Genomic DNA, 17,624 nt, shown 5'->3' on the forward strand with positions numbered 1-17,624 from the left:
TTTTCATAACGAATATAATTCCAATGAATGGGTCCCCAACATAAGACTAAAACTACATACATGTGTTTGAAACATTTCAAAATTTTATTGCTCCATTTAGGAAAAGTTTCCTACTCAAGAATATCCACAAATTATTATATCACAAAACAATTCAAGATTACCAGCAATCTGGTTTTAAATATAAATGAGGTGATTAAATTGCCCAAAATAATTTGGCACTCTATAGTGATCATTTTGGGTGCTGCAGCTATTGCCTGCGGCTTTAACTGGTTTTTGGTCCCCCATCAGCTTTTAAGCGGCGGGGTGTCCGGTATTTCAATGCTTCTGGGTTATTTTACAACGTTGAATCTTAGTATAATGTATTTTGTTCTTAACATTCCCCTGCTCATTGCAGGTTGGTTTATTCTTGGACGTCGTTTCATTACATTAAGTATTCTCTCGGTAGCAGCCACTTCTTGGTTCATTGCGCTTCTGCCTGTTTTTGCTGTGGCTACAGACCCTTTACTTAGTTCTGTATTTGGCGGTGTGCTTATTGGAATGGGCACTGGCGTTTCCTTCCGAGTCGGTGGCTCCACCGGAGGACTTGACATTGTCGGGTCCATTTTCACGCGTAAACGAGACTTTCCGATTGGTACAGTGATGGCCGGCATGAACGGTTCGATTATTATGCTTGCAGGATACCTGAGTGACAATTGGAACACAGCCTTGGCCTCCATGGTATCCATTTACATTACAGGCAAAGTGCTTGATCTGATCCATATCAGTCACGTCAAAGTAACACTGTATATTATCACAAACGAAACCGAAGCCATGTTAAAAAAATTACTTGTTCGGCCTCGTGGAGTTACCAAAATTAAGACTCAGGGAGCATACACGGATATTGAAAAAGACATGCTCATGACCGTTACCACCCGCTACGAGTTGGTTGAAATTAAACGTATTATCAAGGATACCGATCCAAATGCTTTTGTTAACATAGTGGAAACGGTTGGTGTTATGGGCTCATTTCGCAGAAGTTAAGACACCTGTACGGTTAACAATTCACAACATTGTGGTATAATAACGGTGTACGGCTCCTAAATATGTTGTATAGCAGGTTCAACCCTTCAATTTCACAGGCCATATGCTTTCCCGAATGCACCGAATGACTTACCATTTTGGAATTCGAGTAGGAAAGGGTGATTAATGTGGATATGGAAACGGTAAAACTGTTTGAAATTGTCAACAGATGGTGCCCGGAAATGCTCCCTTTCTTGAAACCGAATGAACTCGACTCACTGATTGTCCTCCGGGATGGGCTGGGCATCCTGGAACAGGGAGACGCAATGGAAATCATTCAGTACAGTATTTGTGAGCATCAAAATGAGATTTACATTCAATAATTTTTTTTCAGATTGATCACGCCGCTTTTTGCAGGGGGATTTCCTCAGCAGGAAGCGGTTTTCATTTTTTCCATGTGTTTCATTACTTGCTTAATATGGTTAAAAGCCCGGAGGCTTTAATGTATAATTCATACATGGAATGCACATAAGGGAGTGGAAATGAATGAACATGTTTTTGGCTTTATTGGCAATGGCCTTTGGAAGCTTTGGTAGTGCCCCCGCAGCAGCGGATCAGGGAAATCCCCAGTTCCAATCGTTAACCAACAGTTTTAACACCGCAATCATCCAATCTCAAAAAGATCAGGTCGTTATTGATGCCGATAACCCACCTGCCAAAATTGATCCTCAACCTGACGCACCTGTGGTCAAAGGTATTTATGTCACAGCCTACAGCGCTGGCGGCGCACGCATGAAAGAATTGCTTGAACTGACAGACAGTACCGAACTGAATGCCATGGTCATTGATATCAAAGACGATCTCGGATACATAACTTATCCCACAGAAAACAAAGCGCTACAGAAAATGGGCAAATCTCAGCCCTTTATTCGGGATATAGATGCATTGATGAAACGATTGCAAAAACATGAGGTCTACCCGATTGCACGTGTCGTTGTATTCAAAGATACGATTCTTGCCAAGAAAAATCCGGAGCTCTCCTTCCGCAACAAGGATGGATCTGTGTGGGCAAATGGCAAAGGCGATAGCTTTGTGAATCCGTACAGCAAGGAAGTATGGGACTACAACATTGAGATTGCCAAGGAAGCAGCCAAACTTGGATTCAAAGAGATTCAATTCGACTACGTTCGTTTCCCGGAAGGTTTCGAAACTCGAGCCGATGTCCTGAAATATACCAAATCCGATAAGTCACGGGTCGATGTTGTGGCTGAATTCGTGCAATATGCACGCAAGGAGTTGGCCCCGCTAGGTGTTCGTGTATCGGTGGACATTTTCGGTTATGCCGCTTCTGTACCCGCAGCTGAAGGCATTGGACAGGATTTTGTTAAAATATCCGAAAATGTGGATGTCATCTCTCCGATGGTATACCCTAGTCACTATTCAACAGGATGGTATGGGGTGAAGGACCCTGACAAAGATCCTTACACAACCATCAAGGGCTCAATGGAAGATACACACAAGAAACTGGACCCTGCCAATGAACTCAAACCCGTCATTCGTCCGTGGATTCAGGACTTCACAGCAAGCTGGCTGGGCAGTGGGCATTATATCAAGTATGGCAAGAAACAAGTGGAAGACCAGATTAGAGCGATGAAGGACATGGATGTGCATGAATATCTGCTCTGGAATGCGTCCAACCGTTATACATCAGGTGTACAATATAAGTAATCCACACTCTTTCATACTTCTCTTTTCATCCAGCCTCGTTCTGCTTGAAGCGGAGCGAGGTTTTTTGTTGTTCATTTTTTGGTGTTCATTTTTCTCTGTACACCCCCTACTCTGCTTCTGTCCCTATTCAAATTGAACAAAATCCTCTACAATAAATAGCTGTCCATATATGACACTTGGATGACATCTCTTTAGAATAGCGAGGCACTGCCAGTGAACATGAACACAATAAGTTTTTCCCAAAAAGTGAAGCAATTCCTGATTATATTTTTGCCCATCTTCACCACTCAAATCGCCCTCTCTGCCATGTCGTTCTTCGACACCAATATGTCAGGCAAGTTTTCTCCGGCCGACCTTGCAGGAGTCGCAATCGGCACAAGTCTGTGGATGCCAGTTCAAACTGGACTAAGCGGGATTCTGATCGGTATTACACCTGTCGTTTCCCATCTGTTAGGTTCCAAACGTAATGATCAGATCGGGTATAACGTCATCCAGGCGTTGTATCTCGGGATTGCTGTCAGTCTCGTCGTGATCGGAGCCGGGGCGTTGTTACTTGGCCCTATACTGAACGGAATGCCTCTGGAACCCCGAGTTGCCCAAGTTGCCTTCTATTTTTTGTGCGCACTCGCTTTTGGCATTATCCCGCTCTTCGGATATACCGTGCTGCGCAGCTTTATGGATGCACTAGGCCAGACGCGAACTACAATGTTCATTACGCTGGTCTCCCTGCCCGTTAATATTTTGCTGAATTATCTGCTGATATTCGGCCGCTGGGGCTTTCCACAATTGGGCGGTGTTGGTGCTGGTGTTGCTACAGCATGTACATACTGGCTGATCTTTCTTATTAGTCTCTTTTTTGTCCATCGGGTCGAACCTTTCGCCCAGTATGGCATTTTCCGTCAATGGACCCGTGTATCATTGTCCAAATGGAAAGAGTTACTCCAGATTGGAGTGCCCATCGGATTTGCGACTTTTTTCGAAACGTCCATCTTCGCTGCTGTGACTTTAATGATGAGCCGTTTCGATACCACAACAATTGCTGCCCACCAGGCAGCGCTGAATTTCGCTTCTACGCTCTACATGCTGCCTGTGAGCATATGCATGGCTCTTACAATCCTCGTGGGCTATGAGGCAGGTGCAGGGCGTCTGAAAGATGCCAAACAATACAGTCTGCTCGGAATTGGTGGTGCCATCGGCCTCTCACTGCTGACAGCGATCGTGTTGATTGTGTTCGGCGAACAGATTGCAGGCGTATATTCAAACGATCGAGAGGTCATTGCACTTACACAGCATTTCCTCATCTATGCTATTTTCTTTCAGATCTCGGATGCGATTGCTACACCGACTCAAGGAGCATTACGCGGCTACAAAGATGTTAATCCGGCACTAATCATTACGTTCGTAGCGTATTGGATCATTGGCTTGCCTGTAGGTTATCTAACTGCTACGTATACTTCACTCGGAGCCTTCGGATACTGGATCGGCCTCATTGCCGGCCTTGCTGTAGGAGCAACAGCGCTTCTCTGGAGACTCTTTCGGGTACAAAAACAAGCCGCACTCCGCAAGGCGTAGCATTGATATACTCACTCCTGAAAACAACAAAAAGAGCACAATCCACGTTAAAGCGGGATTGTGCTCTTTGCTTATGAATCGAATTATTGGGACAAACGTTGTGCAAGCTCGTAAGTCACCATATCGAAATCTTTTTTTGTGTTAACCACTTTATCAATATCCGTCAGGGTAAGCTCACCCTTGATAATGCCACAACCTTTGTCTGTCTCGCCTGCGATGAGGCTACGAACAGCGAAGTCACCTAAGCGGCTTGCCAGGTTACGGTCGAATGGGGTTGGCGTCCCCCCACGCTGAATGTGACCCAGAACGGTTACACGCGGCTCATATGTCGGGCAACGTTCCATCAGTTCTTTTGCTACATCCTCACCCTTGCCCACGCCTTCAGCAACGATGATAATACTGTGGCGTTTGCCGTGTGCAAAGTTAGCTTTCATGCGATCTGCTACTTCGTCCATATCAAATGGAACTTCTGGGACAAGAATCGTTTCAGCACCCGAAGCAAGTCCGGCATGCAGAGCGATATCCCCACAGTGACGGCCCATAACTTCCACGATGGAAGATCGCTCGTGTGAAGACATCGTATCACGCAATTTGTTCACGGCATCCACCACTACACTTACAGCTGTATCGAATCCGATGGTATAATCGGTGAACGAAACGTCATTATCAATCGTTCCTGGAAGACCCATCGTATTAATGCCCAGCTTGCTCAGTTTATTCGCTCCATTGTAGGAACCATCCCCACCGATAACAACCAGACCATCAATGCCACGCGCGCGCAGAATGTCTGCACCTTTTTGCTGACCTTCAGCTGTATAGAACTCCTTGCAACGTGCCGATTGAAGAACCGTTCCCCCACGTTGGATGATATCCCCTACACTCCGCAAATCCATTGGGAAAATGTCATTATTCAAAAGACCCTGGTATCCACGTTGAACTCCATATACTTCGAGACCGTGAAACAGTCCGCTGCGAACAACCGCACGAACAGCCGCGTTCATCCCCTGTGAATCACCACCGCTCGTTAATACTGCGATTTTCTTTACTGCTGTCATGATGTTTCTTCCTCCTCTAGTTTCACTTCAGGCTCCGCAATATCACACCTGACTTACATATTTTTCCGTATCCAGCGACTGAAAATGAAGAAAAATATTCTTGTGATCGGACTATTTTTCAGCAGACGTTTGGATACGACGCGAACTTCCTGTTGTTCGCTGACTTTGGGATCAGACAGGTAAATGGCAATCAGTCCTTCGATGATCATCCGGTGAAAGGAGCTTCCCGGAATCTTCTGTACATCACTGCGTGCCATCTCCACAATAAAAGCAATTCGGTCCAGCATTGTCTCCACATTCTCATAATAGTTGCAGAAGTTGAGATCTCCCCCGATGCGGTCCTCATCCTGATCAATTAAATAATCGAGCATAATGTGCAATGCGCATACATGTGGGAAATAGGCCGTGTGGATCGAGGCCGCTTGCTCTTCAGTCAACTGATCGTCACTCGCAGCCAGAAACAGCATGAAAACGCCCAGTGTAGAGCCAGTTGCAGCAGCAAATTCGTTCCAACGAAACTGAGGTGTGCGATGACGATGCTCCGACCACCATTCGAGCAGTGCCGTTTCTCTCAGTTCCGGCTTGATATGCTTATATACCTGCAGGTCCGTGTATAGGCCTGCCAGATCCTGAATTTGGGGCTTGGCGGACGTATAGCCTGGTAACTGACGGGTCAGTTCCTGACATGTGGTCACCAGATTCCGCAGATATCCACCGTCATCCTGCTCCTCACGGAGGGCATAATAATTAACGGGAATTGCTTCGGGATCTACCGCATCAAGCATGGATTGATGGAGAAGACGAAAGTCATCCGGGTCCATCGACGTGCTGCGGTCGCACAGATTGTCCAAATAATCACTAATAGTTTGATATGAAACGATCAGCGGAATCAGAATGTGTCTGTTGGGCAAATCAGCTAATGCGTAGACGGTTCCGCCTTCACAGTGAAACTGTTTATCCTTCAGACTGGCAAGTGCCTGTGTACGCAATTCCTCATTCGGAATCGCCTCAGCTTGAGCACGCCATCCATTCAGTGCCTTCCGTGTTTCCGGAATGGTGTATTTGTACACCCCTCTCATCAATGCCAGCGGTCCACGCGGATATTGATGACGTTTTCGATTTGATTGGCTCAAAATAAATGTGCCTCCACTTGGTTGAATACGTATTAGAGCGATTTTTAACCATTCCTATTATAATATGATCCCCTTAATTGTACAAATGATCTGCCGCATATTCCGCATAAAAAATCGCATCCGCGCCCAAAGCTTTGTGATATACTAGGCATATTTCATCCATCAAAGGAGTCGTTGACATGTCGTCAAGTGAATCACTTTCGTGGAGACGGTTATTTTCTTTTTTTGTGCCACTTGGCATTTCCGCCTCTCTCGTCACCATTTCTCACGTCATCATAAACAGCACATTAGCACGTTCCGCTCATCCCGAGACGGTTATTGCCAGCTATGCCATCGCTGGTAGCTTGTTAACCCTCACGGAACGCCCCTCCACCCTGCTGCGGCAAACCTGTTCCGCACTGGTTCGCGATCGCCTTTCCTTTCAGGCCCTCACGTTTGTGACCAAAATATTTCTTGCTTGTGTGCTTCTCATTGGGTTTCTCATCGTATACTCTCCCGTTGGTACCGGGGTGTTCAAATACCTGTTTGGTGTAAGTCCGGATCTGCTGACCAAAGTCATCGACGTATATGAAATTCTCATGTATGTGAGCATCTTTTCAGTGATCCGCAACATCTATCAGGGGATCATCATTACGAATAACCGCACCAAGTGGTTAACCATCGGCATGGTATTCCGTTTAGCCGGCATGTACGGCCTATCCCTCTATTTTATATACACAGACAGCATTGACAGTGGACGTGTAGGCGCTATCATTTTTGCTGCTGGCATGATGATTGAAGCGCTCGTCAGCTTTCTGGAGGGAAACAGCATCAAGCGCAAGATGCCAGCCAAGCTTGATGATCATCCCGTCGAGAGCAAGGGAGACGTATTTCGCTTTTATAAGCCGCTGCTGTTATCCAGCTTTGTAGCGCTGTTCATAGGACCGGTTATTAACATTGTACTGGGCAAAACGACCGGGATCGCACTAGCCATTTCGTCCTTTGCCATAGCAAGCAGTCTGATGCAGTTGATGCTAAGCTTCTTTACATACATCCATCAGATCGTGCTGAATTTCTACCTTGTGGACGCCAAACTGGTACGAAAATTCGCACTTGTCACCGGATTTATTCCGTTTGCGATGATGGTGTCGATTGCCTATACCCCCTTGGGACCATGGGTACTCGAAAATGTCATGAGCGTTCAGGGCGTACTGTTGGAACAAAGTCTGTGGACACTGCGTGCGTTCGTCTTATTTCCGCTGATCTTCCCTTTTCTGGATTTCAGCAATGGCCTTATTCTGCTTCGCGGTCAGACGAAAACGATGTTTCGTTCGCAAACTGCGAATGCAATCTGCACGGTAATTGTGCTGCTTATACTGGTTAGTATTTTCCCTGCGTGGAACGGCATGATTGGCGCTGTAGCCCAATCCCTTGGTCTGCTCGCCGAACTTGTTATTGTCTGGCTTGTTATCCGGCGCACGAAGCAAGAACCTACGATGTCCGTGCCGAAAGCCCGTAAATCAACATCCCTGAAAGGGTAATAAAATCATTGAATTGTTATCAGGATTGGAGTCTCTCATCATGAAATTAAGTCACAACGCCCGCCCGGACCAGAACTGGCTGCGGGCTCTCATGTTCACCATCTTTGGTTCCACCGTTCTGGTGGTATCCTACTTCCAGCTTTACTTCAGTCATCTGGGCTTCAGTCGGGCTGAGATTGGATATCTCTACGGAATTGGCCCCCTCATCTCCGTGTTCTCCAATATGTTCTGGAGCATGGCCAGCGACCGCTACCAAACGGTACGCAAAGTGATGATCATTCTGCTTGGTGGTCAATTGATCACAGGGATCATGCTTGCCAACGCAACAACTTTCGGTCAGGTATTTGTACTCGTGACCCTGTTTTACTTTTTCTATTATCCGGTCTACCCACTTTCCGATACGATGGCTATTACAACGGCCAGCAAGTACGGCCGAAATTTCACTTCCATTCGAGTCTTCGGATCGATCGGTTATGCCTTCTTTGCATTAAGTATCGGATATTTCCTTGGATCTTTTGGTCCAGCATGGACGATCTGGGTCTGCGTTGGTCTTGCTGCAACTACACTATTGATCAGTTTTCAATTGAAGGATCAACCTTCGGGGAGCAGTAGCAAAATGGATCTATCGGGGTTATGGGCTATTTTGAAACGCAGAGATGTGCTCACCTTTTTTGGCTGTGTATTTTTGCTTGCCATGGGACATCGCATGAACGAAGCTTTTCTTACCATCACGCTAAAAGATCTGGGTGCCAGCGAGGGGCTGATCGGCTGGTCTTTGCTGATCTCTTCCGTAAGTGAAATCCCCATATTTCTGCTGCTCAGCAAGTATGGAAACCGTTATAAAGAACTGCCGCTAATTGCTTTTGCTGCACTGATGTATACGGTTCGTTTGCTTCTCATGTCCATATCCGATACACCAGCAGCTGTCGTTGCAATTCAGACGATGCACAGTGTTACCTTTGGTATTTTCTACGTTACGGCGGTCCGCTATATCATTCGCCTAGTTCCGGACGGCTACAGAGCTACGGGTATGGCTTTGTTCACCATTGTCTGGTCCAGTGCTTCGGGACTTCTTAGCGGAACGTTAGGCGGACTGCTGCTGGAACATGCAGGCAGACAAACCTTCTATCTCACCGCTATGGCTTTCTCCCTGGCTGCACTGATCGGTTTCGGATTGAAGTTATGGTCCAGCATGACCAATCGCGTCTCCTGAACACACAGGGAACAGACACCGTTTTCAACCGTTATTTCAATGAAAATTTTAGAATCAAAAAAAGCACAGCCTCCCTTGGGGGACTGTGCTTAGGTTCTTAATATTCAGCTATAAATTTATCATATATAAGAAGTCCGTTGACCGGAAAAATTCTTACAGTTTGTTTACGTTAGCTGCTTGAGGACCACGGTTTCCATCAGTGATTTCGAATTCTACCGCTTGACCTTCTTCCAATGTTTTGAAGCCATCTCCTTGGATTGCGGAGAAATGTACGAATACGTCCTCGCCGCCTTCAACTGAAATAAAGCCATAGCCTTTTTCTGCGTTAAACCATTTAACTGTACCTTTCAAATGAAAAACCTCCTAAAAATATCGCCATCTATGGCGAATACCCTTATTATACTGTATGGGCTTCCATTTTGCAATTTATCTTTCCATAAATGTCGAAAAAATTTGCTTTGAATCGTAGGGTACGGTATCATTTTACCAAAACCGTTAGTTTGGAGACTACCTATGATAAAAAAACATGAAATATACAAAACAGACAAGTGGAATATGATGACCGTAGAAGTTCAAGGCAAATATCTCGTACTGCGAGAAATTTCGGAAGAGTGGGGCGAAGAATGCCATACTTTCCTAAGCCGTCCTGCATTAATGCACTGGGCTGAACGCCGTTTCCCAAAAGCAGATTTTGAGAACCGTGAGGATGAATGGCGTCAATTGATGGCTGCCTTCAAAGGGGTCTAACCCATGCAGCTTGACTCAAGCAATGTCGTCATCTTTATTATCCTTGCCTTCTCCCTTGGTATTGTGCTTATTCTGGGACGCAATTCCATCCCGGATCGACTGAGACGGGGAATGGCGCTTATTGCTACCCTGCTCATTTGTTTCGCCTTTTTCCTGATCGTTTATTTTCTGTATAACATGGGAACCTAATCACGGGGACCCAGATGCTCAAATATTTCAACACGCCTAAGGTCATACTATACGAGATTATTCGTATCGTAAGGAGGAAGGCCGTTGAAATACCAGAAATCGCTATCTGTTATCCTGGTACTTAGTCTGATTCCTTCGTCTCTCTCCGCACAGGCGAGCGCGACGAAGGCAGCTTCGTCCATACATTCATCAGATCATCAAAGGAGGATTTCCATGAGTCAATTATTGAAACGTTCCGAGGTGCCAGCTGAACATAGCTGGAAACTGGAAGATTTATTTGCCGATCAGAAAGCCTGGGATCAGGAATATGAAGAAGTATCGTCTTTGACCAAGAAGGCCTCCGAATTCCAAGGCAAACTGAATCAACCCGATGTACTCAAATCTTGCTTCGAATTCGAAGATGAGATCAGTCTCAAAATAGAACGCCTCTTTGTGTACGCACGTATGCATCAAGATGAAGACACAGCTAATCCTACATATCAAAACCTGTCCCAAAAAGCCCAGAAATTAGGCGTACGGGTTGGTGAAGCACTTTCTTTTGTCACACCGGAGATTCTTTCCCTGCCGGATGATCAGTTGGACGCATTTATTGCGAACGAAAAACTCTCTGCTTATACATTTACGCTGGAAGAGATGAAACGTGAAAAAGCACATGTTCTTAGCCAAGCAGAAGAGGCTTTGCTTGCACAGGTAGGCAACCTTTCACAAGCACCACAGACCATCTTCAGCATGCTGAATAACGCCGATCTCAAGTTTCCAAGAATTAAGGATGAACATGGTAAGGAAGTCGAGCTGACACACGGCAGCTACATTCAGTTCCTGGAGAACCCTAACCGTGAAGTTCGCGAACGCGCCTTCAAAGCGGTATACGAAACCTATGCTAAACAGAAGAACACAATTGCCGCTGCCCTGAATGCAAATGTAACCAAAAATATGTTCTATGCTAATGTTCGGAAATACCCTTCCGTGATGGAAATGTCCCTATATGGAGATAACATCCCAACGGATGTGTACACCAATCTGGTAGACACCATTCACGAGAGCCTTCCGTTATTACATCGTTATATGGACCTGCGCAAAAAGTTGCTGGGTGTGGATCAATTGCACATGTACGATCTGTTCGCTCCACTCGTAGACGAATACAAAATGGATATTACCTATGAGGAAGCGAAACAAACGGTCAAAGATGGTCTGAAACCACTCGGCAAGGACTATGCTGACGCATTGCAGACTGGATATGATAACCGCTGGATTGATATATATGAGAATGAAAATAAACGTTCAGGCGCATATGCCTGGGGCGCTTACGGCACTCACCCGTATGTCTTGTTGAATCACAAAGATAACCTGAACAGCATGTTCACACTCGCACATGAAATGGGTCACGCTCTTCATTCACATTACTCGGATACAACACTTCCGTATCGTGATGCCCAGTACACCATCTTCCTGGCTGAGGTTGCATCTACAACCAACGAAGCATTGCTCATGGATTATCTGCTTAACAAATCAACAGATCCAAAGGAAAAATTGTATCTGTTAACCTATTATGCCGACCAATTCCGTACAACGGTATTCCGTCAGACCATGTTTGCTGAATTCGAAAAAATCATTCATGAACGAGCGGAACAAGGTGACGCATTAACACCACAATTGTTATCCGAGATCTATTATGATCTGAACGTTAAATATCACGGAGAAGGCATGGCTGTGGACAAAGAAATTGAAATGGAATGGGCTCGTATTCCCCACTTCTATAACAGCTTCTACGTTTACAAATATGCTACAGGCTTCTCCGCAGCGACAAGCTTTTCCAAGCAAATCCTGGAAGAAGGCCAACCGGCTGTTGACCGATATCTTGGCTTCCTGAAGAGCGGTGGCAGTGATTACTCCATCAACATTCTGAAAAAAGCAGGTGTGGATATGTCTACACCACAGCCAATTCGTGAAGCCATGAGTGTTTTCAAGGAATTGATTGAACAGATGGAGCAGCTAACCAAATAAGGTTGTCTTTCCATGTGACCTGCATCCCTTGCCCGTTTGGGCAGGGGATTTTATCATCATTGCAAGATGCAATATACCCGAATACGGGTAATGCATATCTAGTTCTCAATTGTTCAACAAGGAGGCAACATCATGAAAATGCAATGGGCACTCATAGCAGGTCTTGTTTTTGCACTGCTCACGGGAATCTTTGCGGTCATTAATGTGGATTCCGTACAAGTCAACCTGTTATTTAACACGGTACAAATCCCGCTAATCTTGCTCATTCTCGGCTGTACCCTGATCGGTGGAATTATTGTAGGGTCATATGGCATCTATCGCCAATACAGACTGCAACGTGAGAATAAACAATTGAAATTGCGTGTATCTGAATTGGAAAGTTCCGCGACAAGCAAATCTACATTGGATTCTTTCAAATCGATGGATCCGCTTGACTCAAATGAATCCAACAGCCTATTGGAGAATGATTCGATCCAGAGTCAGCGCAAAGGAAACCCTACGGGAACACTGTAACCAATCAGAGACAGCCTGCTGGCGAGTCAGGAATGGTAGTATCACATTCTCTCCCCCAGACAGGCTGTATTTTGTTTCACACCATACCCACGATCCGAGGAGGAATTTACACAATGAGTTTTACAATTGATGAATCATACGTTATGTCTTTCCTGAAAAAATTGCTGGATACACCAAGCCCAAGTGGTTACACACATCATATTATCGAGATGATCCGGAAGGAAGCAGCAGCACTGGGCATCTCCTGTGAGCTGAATAACAAGGGCGGTGCGGTGCTTACATTGCCCGGACAGGACTCTTCCAAGACAATTGCTTTAAGCGCTCACGTAGATACGCTAGGGGCCATGGTTCGCTCGGTTACATCCTATGGCACATTGAAGCTTACCTCTGTCGGTGGGTTTTCGATGCAAAGTATCGAAAACGAATATTGCACCATCCATACACGGGATGGAAAGACATACACAGGCACCATTCTCTCCCTTCATCCGTCTGTCCACGTCTATCCGGATGCACGCACATTTGAACGGACTGAGAGCCATATGAAAGTTCGAATCGATGAAGTTGTCTCCTCCAAGGAAGATGTGTTGGAACTCGGGATCTCTGTCGGTGACTTTATCTCCTTTGATGCTCGCGCAGTCATCACGCCGAGTGGTTATATCAAATCACGTCATCTGGACGACAAAGCCAGCGTGGCAGCCCTCTTCGGCATCCTTGAGTCTGCACATCGTGAAGGCTGGAAACCATTACATAACGTTTCTCTGCTTATCTCGAACTATGAAGAAGTTGGACATGGCGCATCGTATATCCCTGCGGAAATCAGTGAAATGATCGCTGTAGACATGGGAGCCATGGGTGATGACCTGAGCTGTAAAGAAACTGACGTTTCCATATGTGCCAAAGATTCTTCTGGACCGTATGACTACGATATGACCAGTCGTCTCATTGAACTGGCCCAACAGGATGGGATGGATTACGTCGTGGACATTTATCCCCACTATGGCTCAGATGGCAGTGCAGCATTACGCGGAGGAAACAATATCCGAGCAGCACTGATCGGTCCGGGGGTTCACGCATCTCATTCCATGGAGCGTACGCATAAGGATGCTGTCCTGAATACGGCACGATTGCTCGCAGCCTACATTACGACCAAGTAAAACAGAATCATTGATCGACGAAATTGTCATGGATAACATCCACATGTTCGTCTAAGCAGAAGGCCACTTCCAAGCACACAATTCGGTGTGCTTGGAAGTGGCCTTTGTTGTCATATCTCTTAATCTGCCTTTTCCACATATGCATGATACTTGCGATCCAATATCTCTAACTCTGCCTTATGGTCACGCATTTCATTTCTTAACACATGCATGGTTTGCCGAACCGCGCTCAGTCCATCCTTCACCTGGCGTTCGGCTTTGCGAATTTTGTCCTGAACCATCCAGTCTACGAAGAGGTTATCGAAGAAATAGTCTGCGAATGAAAGCAGACCTCCCAGATGCAGATCCGCGTGTACTGCCATCTCTACATCCTCCAGTTCCTTCTGAAAACGTCGTAGACGCTTACCTGCATCCATGATGGCAACCTGAGCGTCATCCATTCTTCCTCGCTTGATATGTGTGGAGATGACCCCACCGCCCATCATGTCATATACACCCCAATTACCTGCCGAAGACAAAGCCTTCTCGGCACGTTCAAGAGCATAGAGCAGATATTCTCCCTCCCGGAAAGCTTCATCCAGTTCTTGTAGCTCGCTCGCCAGATGTTCCCGATTCTCAGCCATCTGTTGCAATTCCGCATCCTGGTCCAGCAGTCGACCTTCCTTCTTCCCCCACAGAGCGTTGTAATCGCTTTGCCAGTACTGATACTGCCGCCCACCCTCCAACTCCTGCTCCACATGGATTCGTTGCTCCTGTACGTCTTGTAACATGCGACAAGCGGTGTCGTATGCAGCCTTGCTCTCCATGAGTTCGAGCTCTTCCTTCTCCAGACGTTCTGTCTTCTTGCCAATCAGTTGATAGAAAAATGCTGACAATGTCATACCGTTCAATCGATCAACGTCCTTCTGCTCCTTCTGGAGATGCTCCAGACGACATTTTACCTTTGCTTCCCATTCAGTTTCCTCCGTTTGAAGCTTCTCCAAACGTTTGGTCCATTTCTCGTAAATTCTCCCCTTTTCCTTGAGCACAGCCAACTGTTGATTAATTTCCTTATACATAAGTGTGGTGTTCTCTCCCTTCTATGGAATTCTTTACTTATAAAACGTGATGAGTATACAGAACGTTTCACTTTAATGCGCAAATTCACAGACAAAAAAATCGCCCTTTTCTCCAATGCGACATAAAGTCACTATAGAAGAAAGGGCGATGTTTAGTTATAAATCAAGACTTGCTCTGTTCAATCTGCTCTGCAAGTTCATTCAGAACGGTCCAGCGTTCCATCAATTCGTCCAGATGACGCTCAGCCTCAACCTGCTCCGCCATCAACTCCTGCAGACGGGCAGAATCACTAAATGACTCTTCCATCTCTTTGTTAATCCGGACAAGATTGGCTTCAGCCTTCTCAATATTTTCATCAATATGGTCGTATTCACGTTGCTCCTTAAAGCTGAATTTCAACTTCGGTTTAGCCGCTGACACAGCAGGTGTCGTTTTCTCCGATGACTGCTTCACCTTCGCTACTCCCGTGTCACTTTCTTGATTAGCTCCAGGCGCATTTTTCAGCATCCATTCCGCATACTCACTGTAGTCGCCGACGTGTACACGTACAGCACCGTTGCCCTCAAAAGACAGCACTTTATCCACAGTACGATCAAGGAAATAGCGATCATGGGATACCACAAAAACAACACCAGGGAAATCATCCAGATAGTCTTCCAGTACGGCGAGTGTCTGGATGTCCAGATCATTCGTCGGCTCATCCAGCAGCAATACATTCGGTGCAGCCATCAGCACACGCAGCAGATACAGGCGACGCTTCTCTCCACCAGACAGACGCGAGATTGGCGTCCACTGGGATGCCGGAGTGAACAGGAACCGCTCCAGCATCTGGGATGCCGTAATCAGAGAACCATCGGCCGTTTTCACATTCTCAGCCACTTCTTTGATGTATTCTATGACACGCAGAGATTCGTCCATCTCCTGATGTTCCTGTGTGAAATAACCCAAATTGACCGTAGGACCGACGTCAACCACACCTGCATCGGGTTCCAGCTTGCCAGATATCATCTGTAACAACGTGGACTTACCACTACCATTCGGTCCGACAATCCCTACCCGATCTCCAGGTACGGCAATATAACTCAGATCTTCGATCAGTTTGCGACCACCGACGGATTTGGAAAGATGCTCGATCTCCAAAATCTTTTTACCCAGACGAGTGGAGCCAACCGATACTTCCAATGAACCCGAGCGATGGATTCCTTGTTGGTCTTTGAGTTGTTCGAAGCGATCAATTCTCGCTTTTTGTTTCGTCGTCCGTGCCTTGGCACCACGACGAATCCATGCAAGCTCCGTCCGAAGCAAGTTCTTACGTTTCTGTTCGGAAGAGGCTTCCCGTTCTTCACGCTCTGCCTTCAGTTCAAGAAAACGTGTATAGTTGGCTTCATACCGGAACAAACGACCATGATCCAATTCAAGCATGACATTGGCCACACGATCCAGGAAATACCGATCATGCGTTATCATAAGTAGTGCGCCGCGGCGCTTCTGCAAGTACTGCTCGAGCCATACTACCGAATCATTATCAATATGGTTCGTTGGCTCATCCAAAATGAGCAGTTCGCAAGGATGAATCAGTGCAGCAGCAAGTGCCACCCTTTTGCGTTGTCCACCAGACAATGTGCCCATCAGTGCATCGAATTGACGAATACCCAGTTTGGACAAAATGCTCTTCGCTTCGCTCTCCATCTGCCAGAGCTGAAGCTGCTCCATTTGCTGATTCAAACGTAATAACCGCTCTTGCAATGCTGGATCGGACGAATTCAGCTCCAATAATTCCATCGTTTCCGTATATTCACGCACGGTTTTCATTTCCATGCTGTCACCTTCAAATACTTGTTGCAGTACCGTATTATCCGGATTGAAGTCCGGATTTTGCGCCAGGAACTGAATACGTACATCATTACCGATCGAGATCTGTCCCGAATCTGCAGGTTCCATGCCAGAAATTACACGCAAAAACGTGGATTTTCCGGTTCCATTTACCCCAACGACACCAATCTTGTCCTGATCAGCCATGCCAAATGAAGCGTCCTTGAACAATATTTTCTCGCCATAACTTTTTGCAATTTGTTCTACCGTCATTATGTTCATTGCTCGTACCCACTTCTCTGTAAATTAAAATTCAATATTACGTACATTCGCACTTACTTTAAACTTGTAAAAAGGAACGGCATCCATCCAGAAACAATGCTGCTGCAAAAGCAATTCGTTTGTTCAGATGTTCCTCATTAAACTCCGGATTCAACATAATATCCATCTTCAGCCGGTCCAGGATTCCAATGTAGGCTTCAGCAAGCAATACAGGCTCAGGTACACTTGCACTTTCCAATACCTCACAAACCATACTCATGTATTGATTCATGAATGCCTTCATGAATTTCATCAGGTCCGGATCATTATTGGGTGCCATAAAAAAGAGCTTGGTATGATTGCGGCGCTCATAATAATACGTAAGGTGAGTCTTGGCTATTGCTCCAAGTTTATCACCTGTATTCTCATGCGAGTTCAAAGCATATTCCAGGCGGCTAATAAAGCTGTTACAGTCCCGCTTGGATACTGCGATAAATAATTGTTCCTTGCTTTTGAAATATAAATAAATGGTGCCTTTTGCGATGCCGGCTTCGTCTGCAATATCAGACATTTTTGTCTCATAAAAACCTTTCGAGCCAAAAATACCATAGGCCGCATCCAAAATAGCCTCCGATTTGTCTCCCTGTACAGTGTTCAAATGTTAC

The 17,624-nt window shown here is 45.9% G+C and carries 17 protein-coding genes; 11 read left to right on the top strand and 6 right to left on the bottom strand.

What is annotated here, in order from left to right:
* The first annotated feature begins 198 nt into the window (after positions 1-198).
* From FE296_RS04720 to FE296_RS04735, 4 genes are all read left to right on the top strand, one after another.
* Positions 199-1,020 (top strand): YitT family protein, encoded by an 822-nt coding sequence (locus FE296_RS04720; RefSeq protein ID WP_124113945.1) that lies wholly within the window; start codon positions 199-201, stop codon positions 1,018-1,020.
* Between the two features lie 173 nt (positions 1,021-1,193).
* On the top strand, positions 1,194-1,382 hold the full coding sequence (locus FE296_RS04725; RefSeq protein WP_029880762.1) for a hypothetical protein: 189 nt from the start codon (positions 1,194-1,196) through the stop codon (positions 1,380-1,382).
* Positions 1,383-1,545: 163 nt separating this feature from the next.
* The gene (locus tag FE296_RS04730) at positions 1,546-2,727 is read left to right on the top strand and encodes a putative glycoside hydrolase (RefSeq protein ID WP_124113944.1); all 1,182 of its coding nucleotides are present in this window, start codon (positions 1,546-1,548) and stop codon (positions 2,725-2,727) included.
* Positions 2,728-2,946: 219 nt separating this feature from the next.
* The gene (locus FE296_RS04735; protein ID WP_124113943.1) at positions 2,947-4,299 is read left to right on the top strand and encodes an MATE family efflux transporter; all 1,353 of its coding nucleotides are present in this window, start codon (positions 2,947-2,949) and stop codon (positions 4,297-4,299) included.
* Between the two features lie 83 nt (positions 4,300-4,382).
* Here FE296_RS04735 and pfkA read toward each other — a convergent pair whose 3' ends face one another.
* Together pfkA and FE296_RS04745 are read right to left on the bottom strand one after the other, a co-directional pair.
* On the bottom strand, positions 4,383-5,354 hold the full coding sequence (pfkA, locus tag FE296_RS04740; protein WP_053783630.1) for a 6-phosphofructokinase: 972 nt from the start codon (positions 5,352-5,354) through the stop codon (positions 4,383-4,385).
* A gap of 53 nt (positions 5,355-5,407) precedes the next feature.
* Entirely contained in the window at positions 5,408-6,487 is a 1,080-nt protein-coding gene (locus FE296_RS04745; protein WP_017689390.1) for a tetraprenyl-beta-curcumene synthase family protein, read from the bottom strand.
* 179 nt (positions 6,488-6,666) lie between these two features.
* Between FE296_RS04745 and FE296_RS04750 the strand changes: the two genes are divergently transcribed.
* Together FE296_RS04750 and FE296_RS04755 are read left to right on the top strand one after the other, a co-directional pair.
* Positions 6,667-8,007, top strand: coding sequence for a polysaccharide biosynthesis protein (locus FE296_RS04750; protein WP_150364362.1), 1,341 nt, complete (start codon positions 6,667-6,669; stop codon positions 8,005-8,007).
* Between the two features lie 40 nt (positions 8,008-8,047).
* Positions 8,048-9,220: an MFS transporter gene (locus FE296_RS04755; protein ID WP_074094449.1), complete on the top strand. Its 1,173-nt coding sequence runs from the start codon at positions 8,048-8,050 to the stop codon at positions 9,218-9,220.
* A gap of 153 nt (positions 9,221-9,373) precedes the next feature.
* Here the strand turns inward: FE296_RS04755 and FE296_RS04760 are convergent, their stop codons facing one another.
* Positions 9,374-9,571: a cold shock domain-containing protein gene (locus FE296_RS04760; RefSeq protein ID WP_017689394.1), complete on the bottom strand. Its 198-nt coding sequence runs from the start codon at positions 9,569-9,571 to the stop codon at positions 9,374-9,376.
* A gap of 162 nt (positions 9,572-9,733) precedes the next feature.
* Between FE296_RS04760 and FE296_RS04765 the strand changes: the two genes are divergently transcribed.
* From FE296_RS04765 to FE296_RS04785, 5 genes are all read left to right on the top strand, one after another.
* Positions 9,734-9,967: a hypothetical protein gene (locus tag FE296_RS04765; RefSeq protein WP_017689395.1), complete on the top strand. Its 234-nt coding sequence runs from the start codon at positions 9,734-9,736 to the stop codon at positions 9,965-9,967.
* Positions 9,968-9,970: 3 nt separating this feature from the next.
* Entirely contained in the window at positions 9,971-10,156 is a 186-nt protein-coding gene (locus FE296_RS04770; RefSeq protein WP_047842378.1) for a hypothetical protein, read from the top strand.
* 213 nt (positions 10,157-10,369) lie between these two features.
* On the top strand, positions 10,370-12,160 hold the full coding sequence (gene pepF, locus FE296_RS04775; RefSeq protein ID WP_091017526.1) for an oligoendopeptidase F: 1,791 nt from the start codon (positions 10,370-10,372) through the stop codon (positions 12,158-12,160).
* A gap of 132 nt (positions 12,161-12,292) precedes the next feature.
* Positions 12,293-12,673, top strand: coding sequence for a LapA family protein (locus FE296_RS04780; RefSeq protein ID WP_150364363.1), 381 nt, complete (start codon positions 12,293-12,295; stop codon positions 12,671-12,673).
* Between the two features lie 113 nt (positions 12,674-12,786).
* Positions 12,787-13,827, top strand: a complete 1,041-nt coding sequence (locus tag FE296_RS04785) for a M42 family metallopeptidase (protein WP_150364364.1) — start codon at positions 12,787-12,789, stop codon at positions 13,825-13,827.
* Between the two features lie 119 nt (positions 13,828-13,946).
* Here FE296_RS04785 and FE296_RS04790 read toward each other — a convergent pair whose 3' ends face one another.
* The 3 genes from FE296_RS04790 to FE296_RS04800 all read right to left on the bottom strand — a co-directional run bounded on the left by FE296_RS04790 (position 13,947) and on the right by FE296_RS04800 (position 17,617).
* Positions 13,947-14,885, bottom strand: a complete 939-nt coding sequence (locus tag FE296_RS04790; protein WP_150364365.1) for a hypothetical protein — start codon at positions 14,883-14,885, stop codon at positions 13,947-13,949.
* 163 nt (positions 14,886-15,048) lie between these two features.
* Positions 15,049-16,980, bottom strand: a complete 1,932-nt coding sequence (locus FE296_RS04795) for an ABC-F family ATP-binding cassette domain-containing protein (protein ID WP_150364366.1) — start codon at positions 16,978-16,980, stop codon at positions 15,049-15,051.
* Positions 16,981-17,038: 58 nt separating this feature from the next.
* Positions 17,039-17,617 carry a TetR/AcrR family transcriptional regulator gene (locus FE296_RS04800; protein ID WP_124113935.1) on the bottom strand — a complete coding sequence of 193 codons (579 nt, stop codon included), beginning with the start codon at positions 17,615-17,617 and terminating at the stop codon, positions 17,039-17,041.
* Between the last annotated feature and the right edge of the window lie 7 nt (positions 17,618-17,624).

The organism is Paenibacillus sp. UASWS1643, from assembly GCF_008693195.1.
GTDB classification, from domain to species: Bacteria; Bacillota; Bacilli; order Paenibacillales; family Paenibacillaceae; genus Paenibacillus; species Paenibacillus amylolyticus_B.

Coding starts and splice junctions, on each gene's coding strand:
- pepF (WP_091017526.1), top strand. CDS start 10,370: ATGAGTCAATTATTGAAACGTTCCGAGGTGCCAGCTGAACATAGCTGG.
- FE296_RS04735 (WP_124113943.1), top strand. CDS start 2,947: ATGAACACAATAAGTTTTTCCCAAAAAGTGAAGCAATTCCTGATTATA.
- FE296_RS04730 (WP_124113944.1), top strand. CDS start 1,546: ATGAACATGTTTTTGGCTTTATTGGCAATGGCCTTTGGAAGCTTTGGT.
- FE296_RS04765 (WP_017689395.1), top strand. CDS start 9,734: ATGATAAAAAAACATGAAATATACAAAACAGACAAGTGGAATATGATG.
- FE296_RS04785 (WP_150364364.1), top strand. CDS start 12,787: ATGAGTTTTACAATTGATGAATCATACGTTATGTCTTTCCTGAAAAAA.
- FE296_RS04755 (WP_074094449.1), top strand. CDS start 8,048: ATGAAATTAAGTCACAACGCCCGCCCGGACCAGAACTGGCTGCGGGCT.
- FE296_RS04780 (WP_150364363.1), top strand. CDS start 12,293: ATGAAAATGCAATGGGCACTCATAGCAGGTCTTGTTTTTGCACTGCTC.
- FE296_RS04795 (WP_150364366.1), bottom strand. CDS start 16,980: ATGAACATAATGACGGTAGAACAAATTGCAAAAAGTTATGGCGAGAAA.
- FE296_RS04750 (WP_150364362.1), top strand. CDS start 6,667: ATGTCGTCAAGTGAATCACTTTCGTGGAGACGGTTATTTTCTTTTTTT.
- FE296_RS04725 (WP_029880762.1), top strand. CDS start 1,194: ATGGAAACGGTAAAACTGTTTGAAATTGTCAACAGATGGTGCCCGGAA.
- FE296_RS04790 (WP_150364365.1), bottom strand. CDS start 14,885: ATGTATAAGGAAATTAATCAACAGTTGGCTGTGCTCAAGGAAAAGGGG.
- pfkA (WP_053783630.1), bottom strand. CDS start 5,354: ATGACAGCAGTAAAGAAAATCGCAGTATTAACGAGCGGTGGTGATTCA.
- FE296_RS04770 (WP_047842378.1), top strand. CDS start 9,971: ATGCAGCTTGACTCAAGCAATGTCGTCATCTTTATTATCCTTGCCTTC.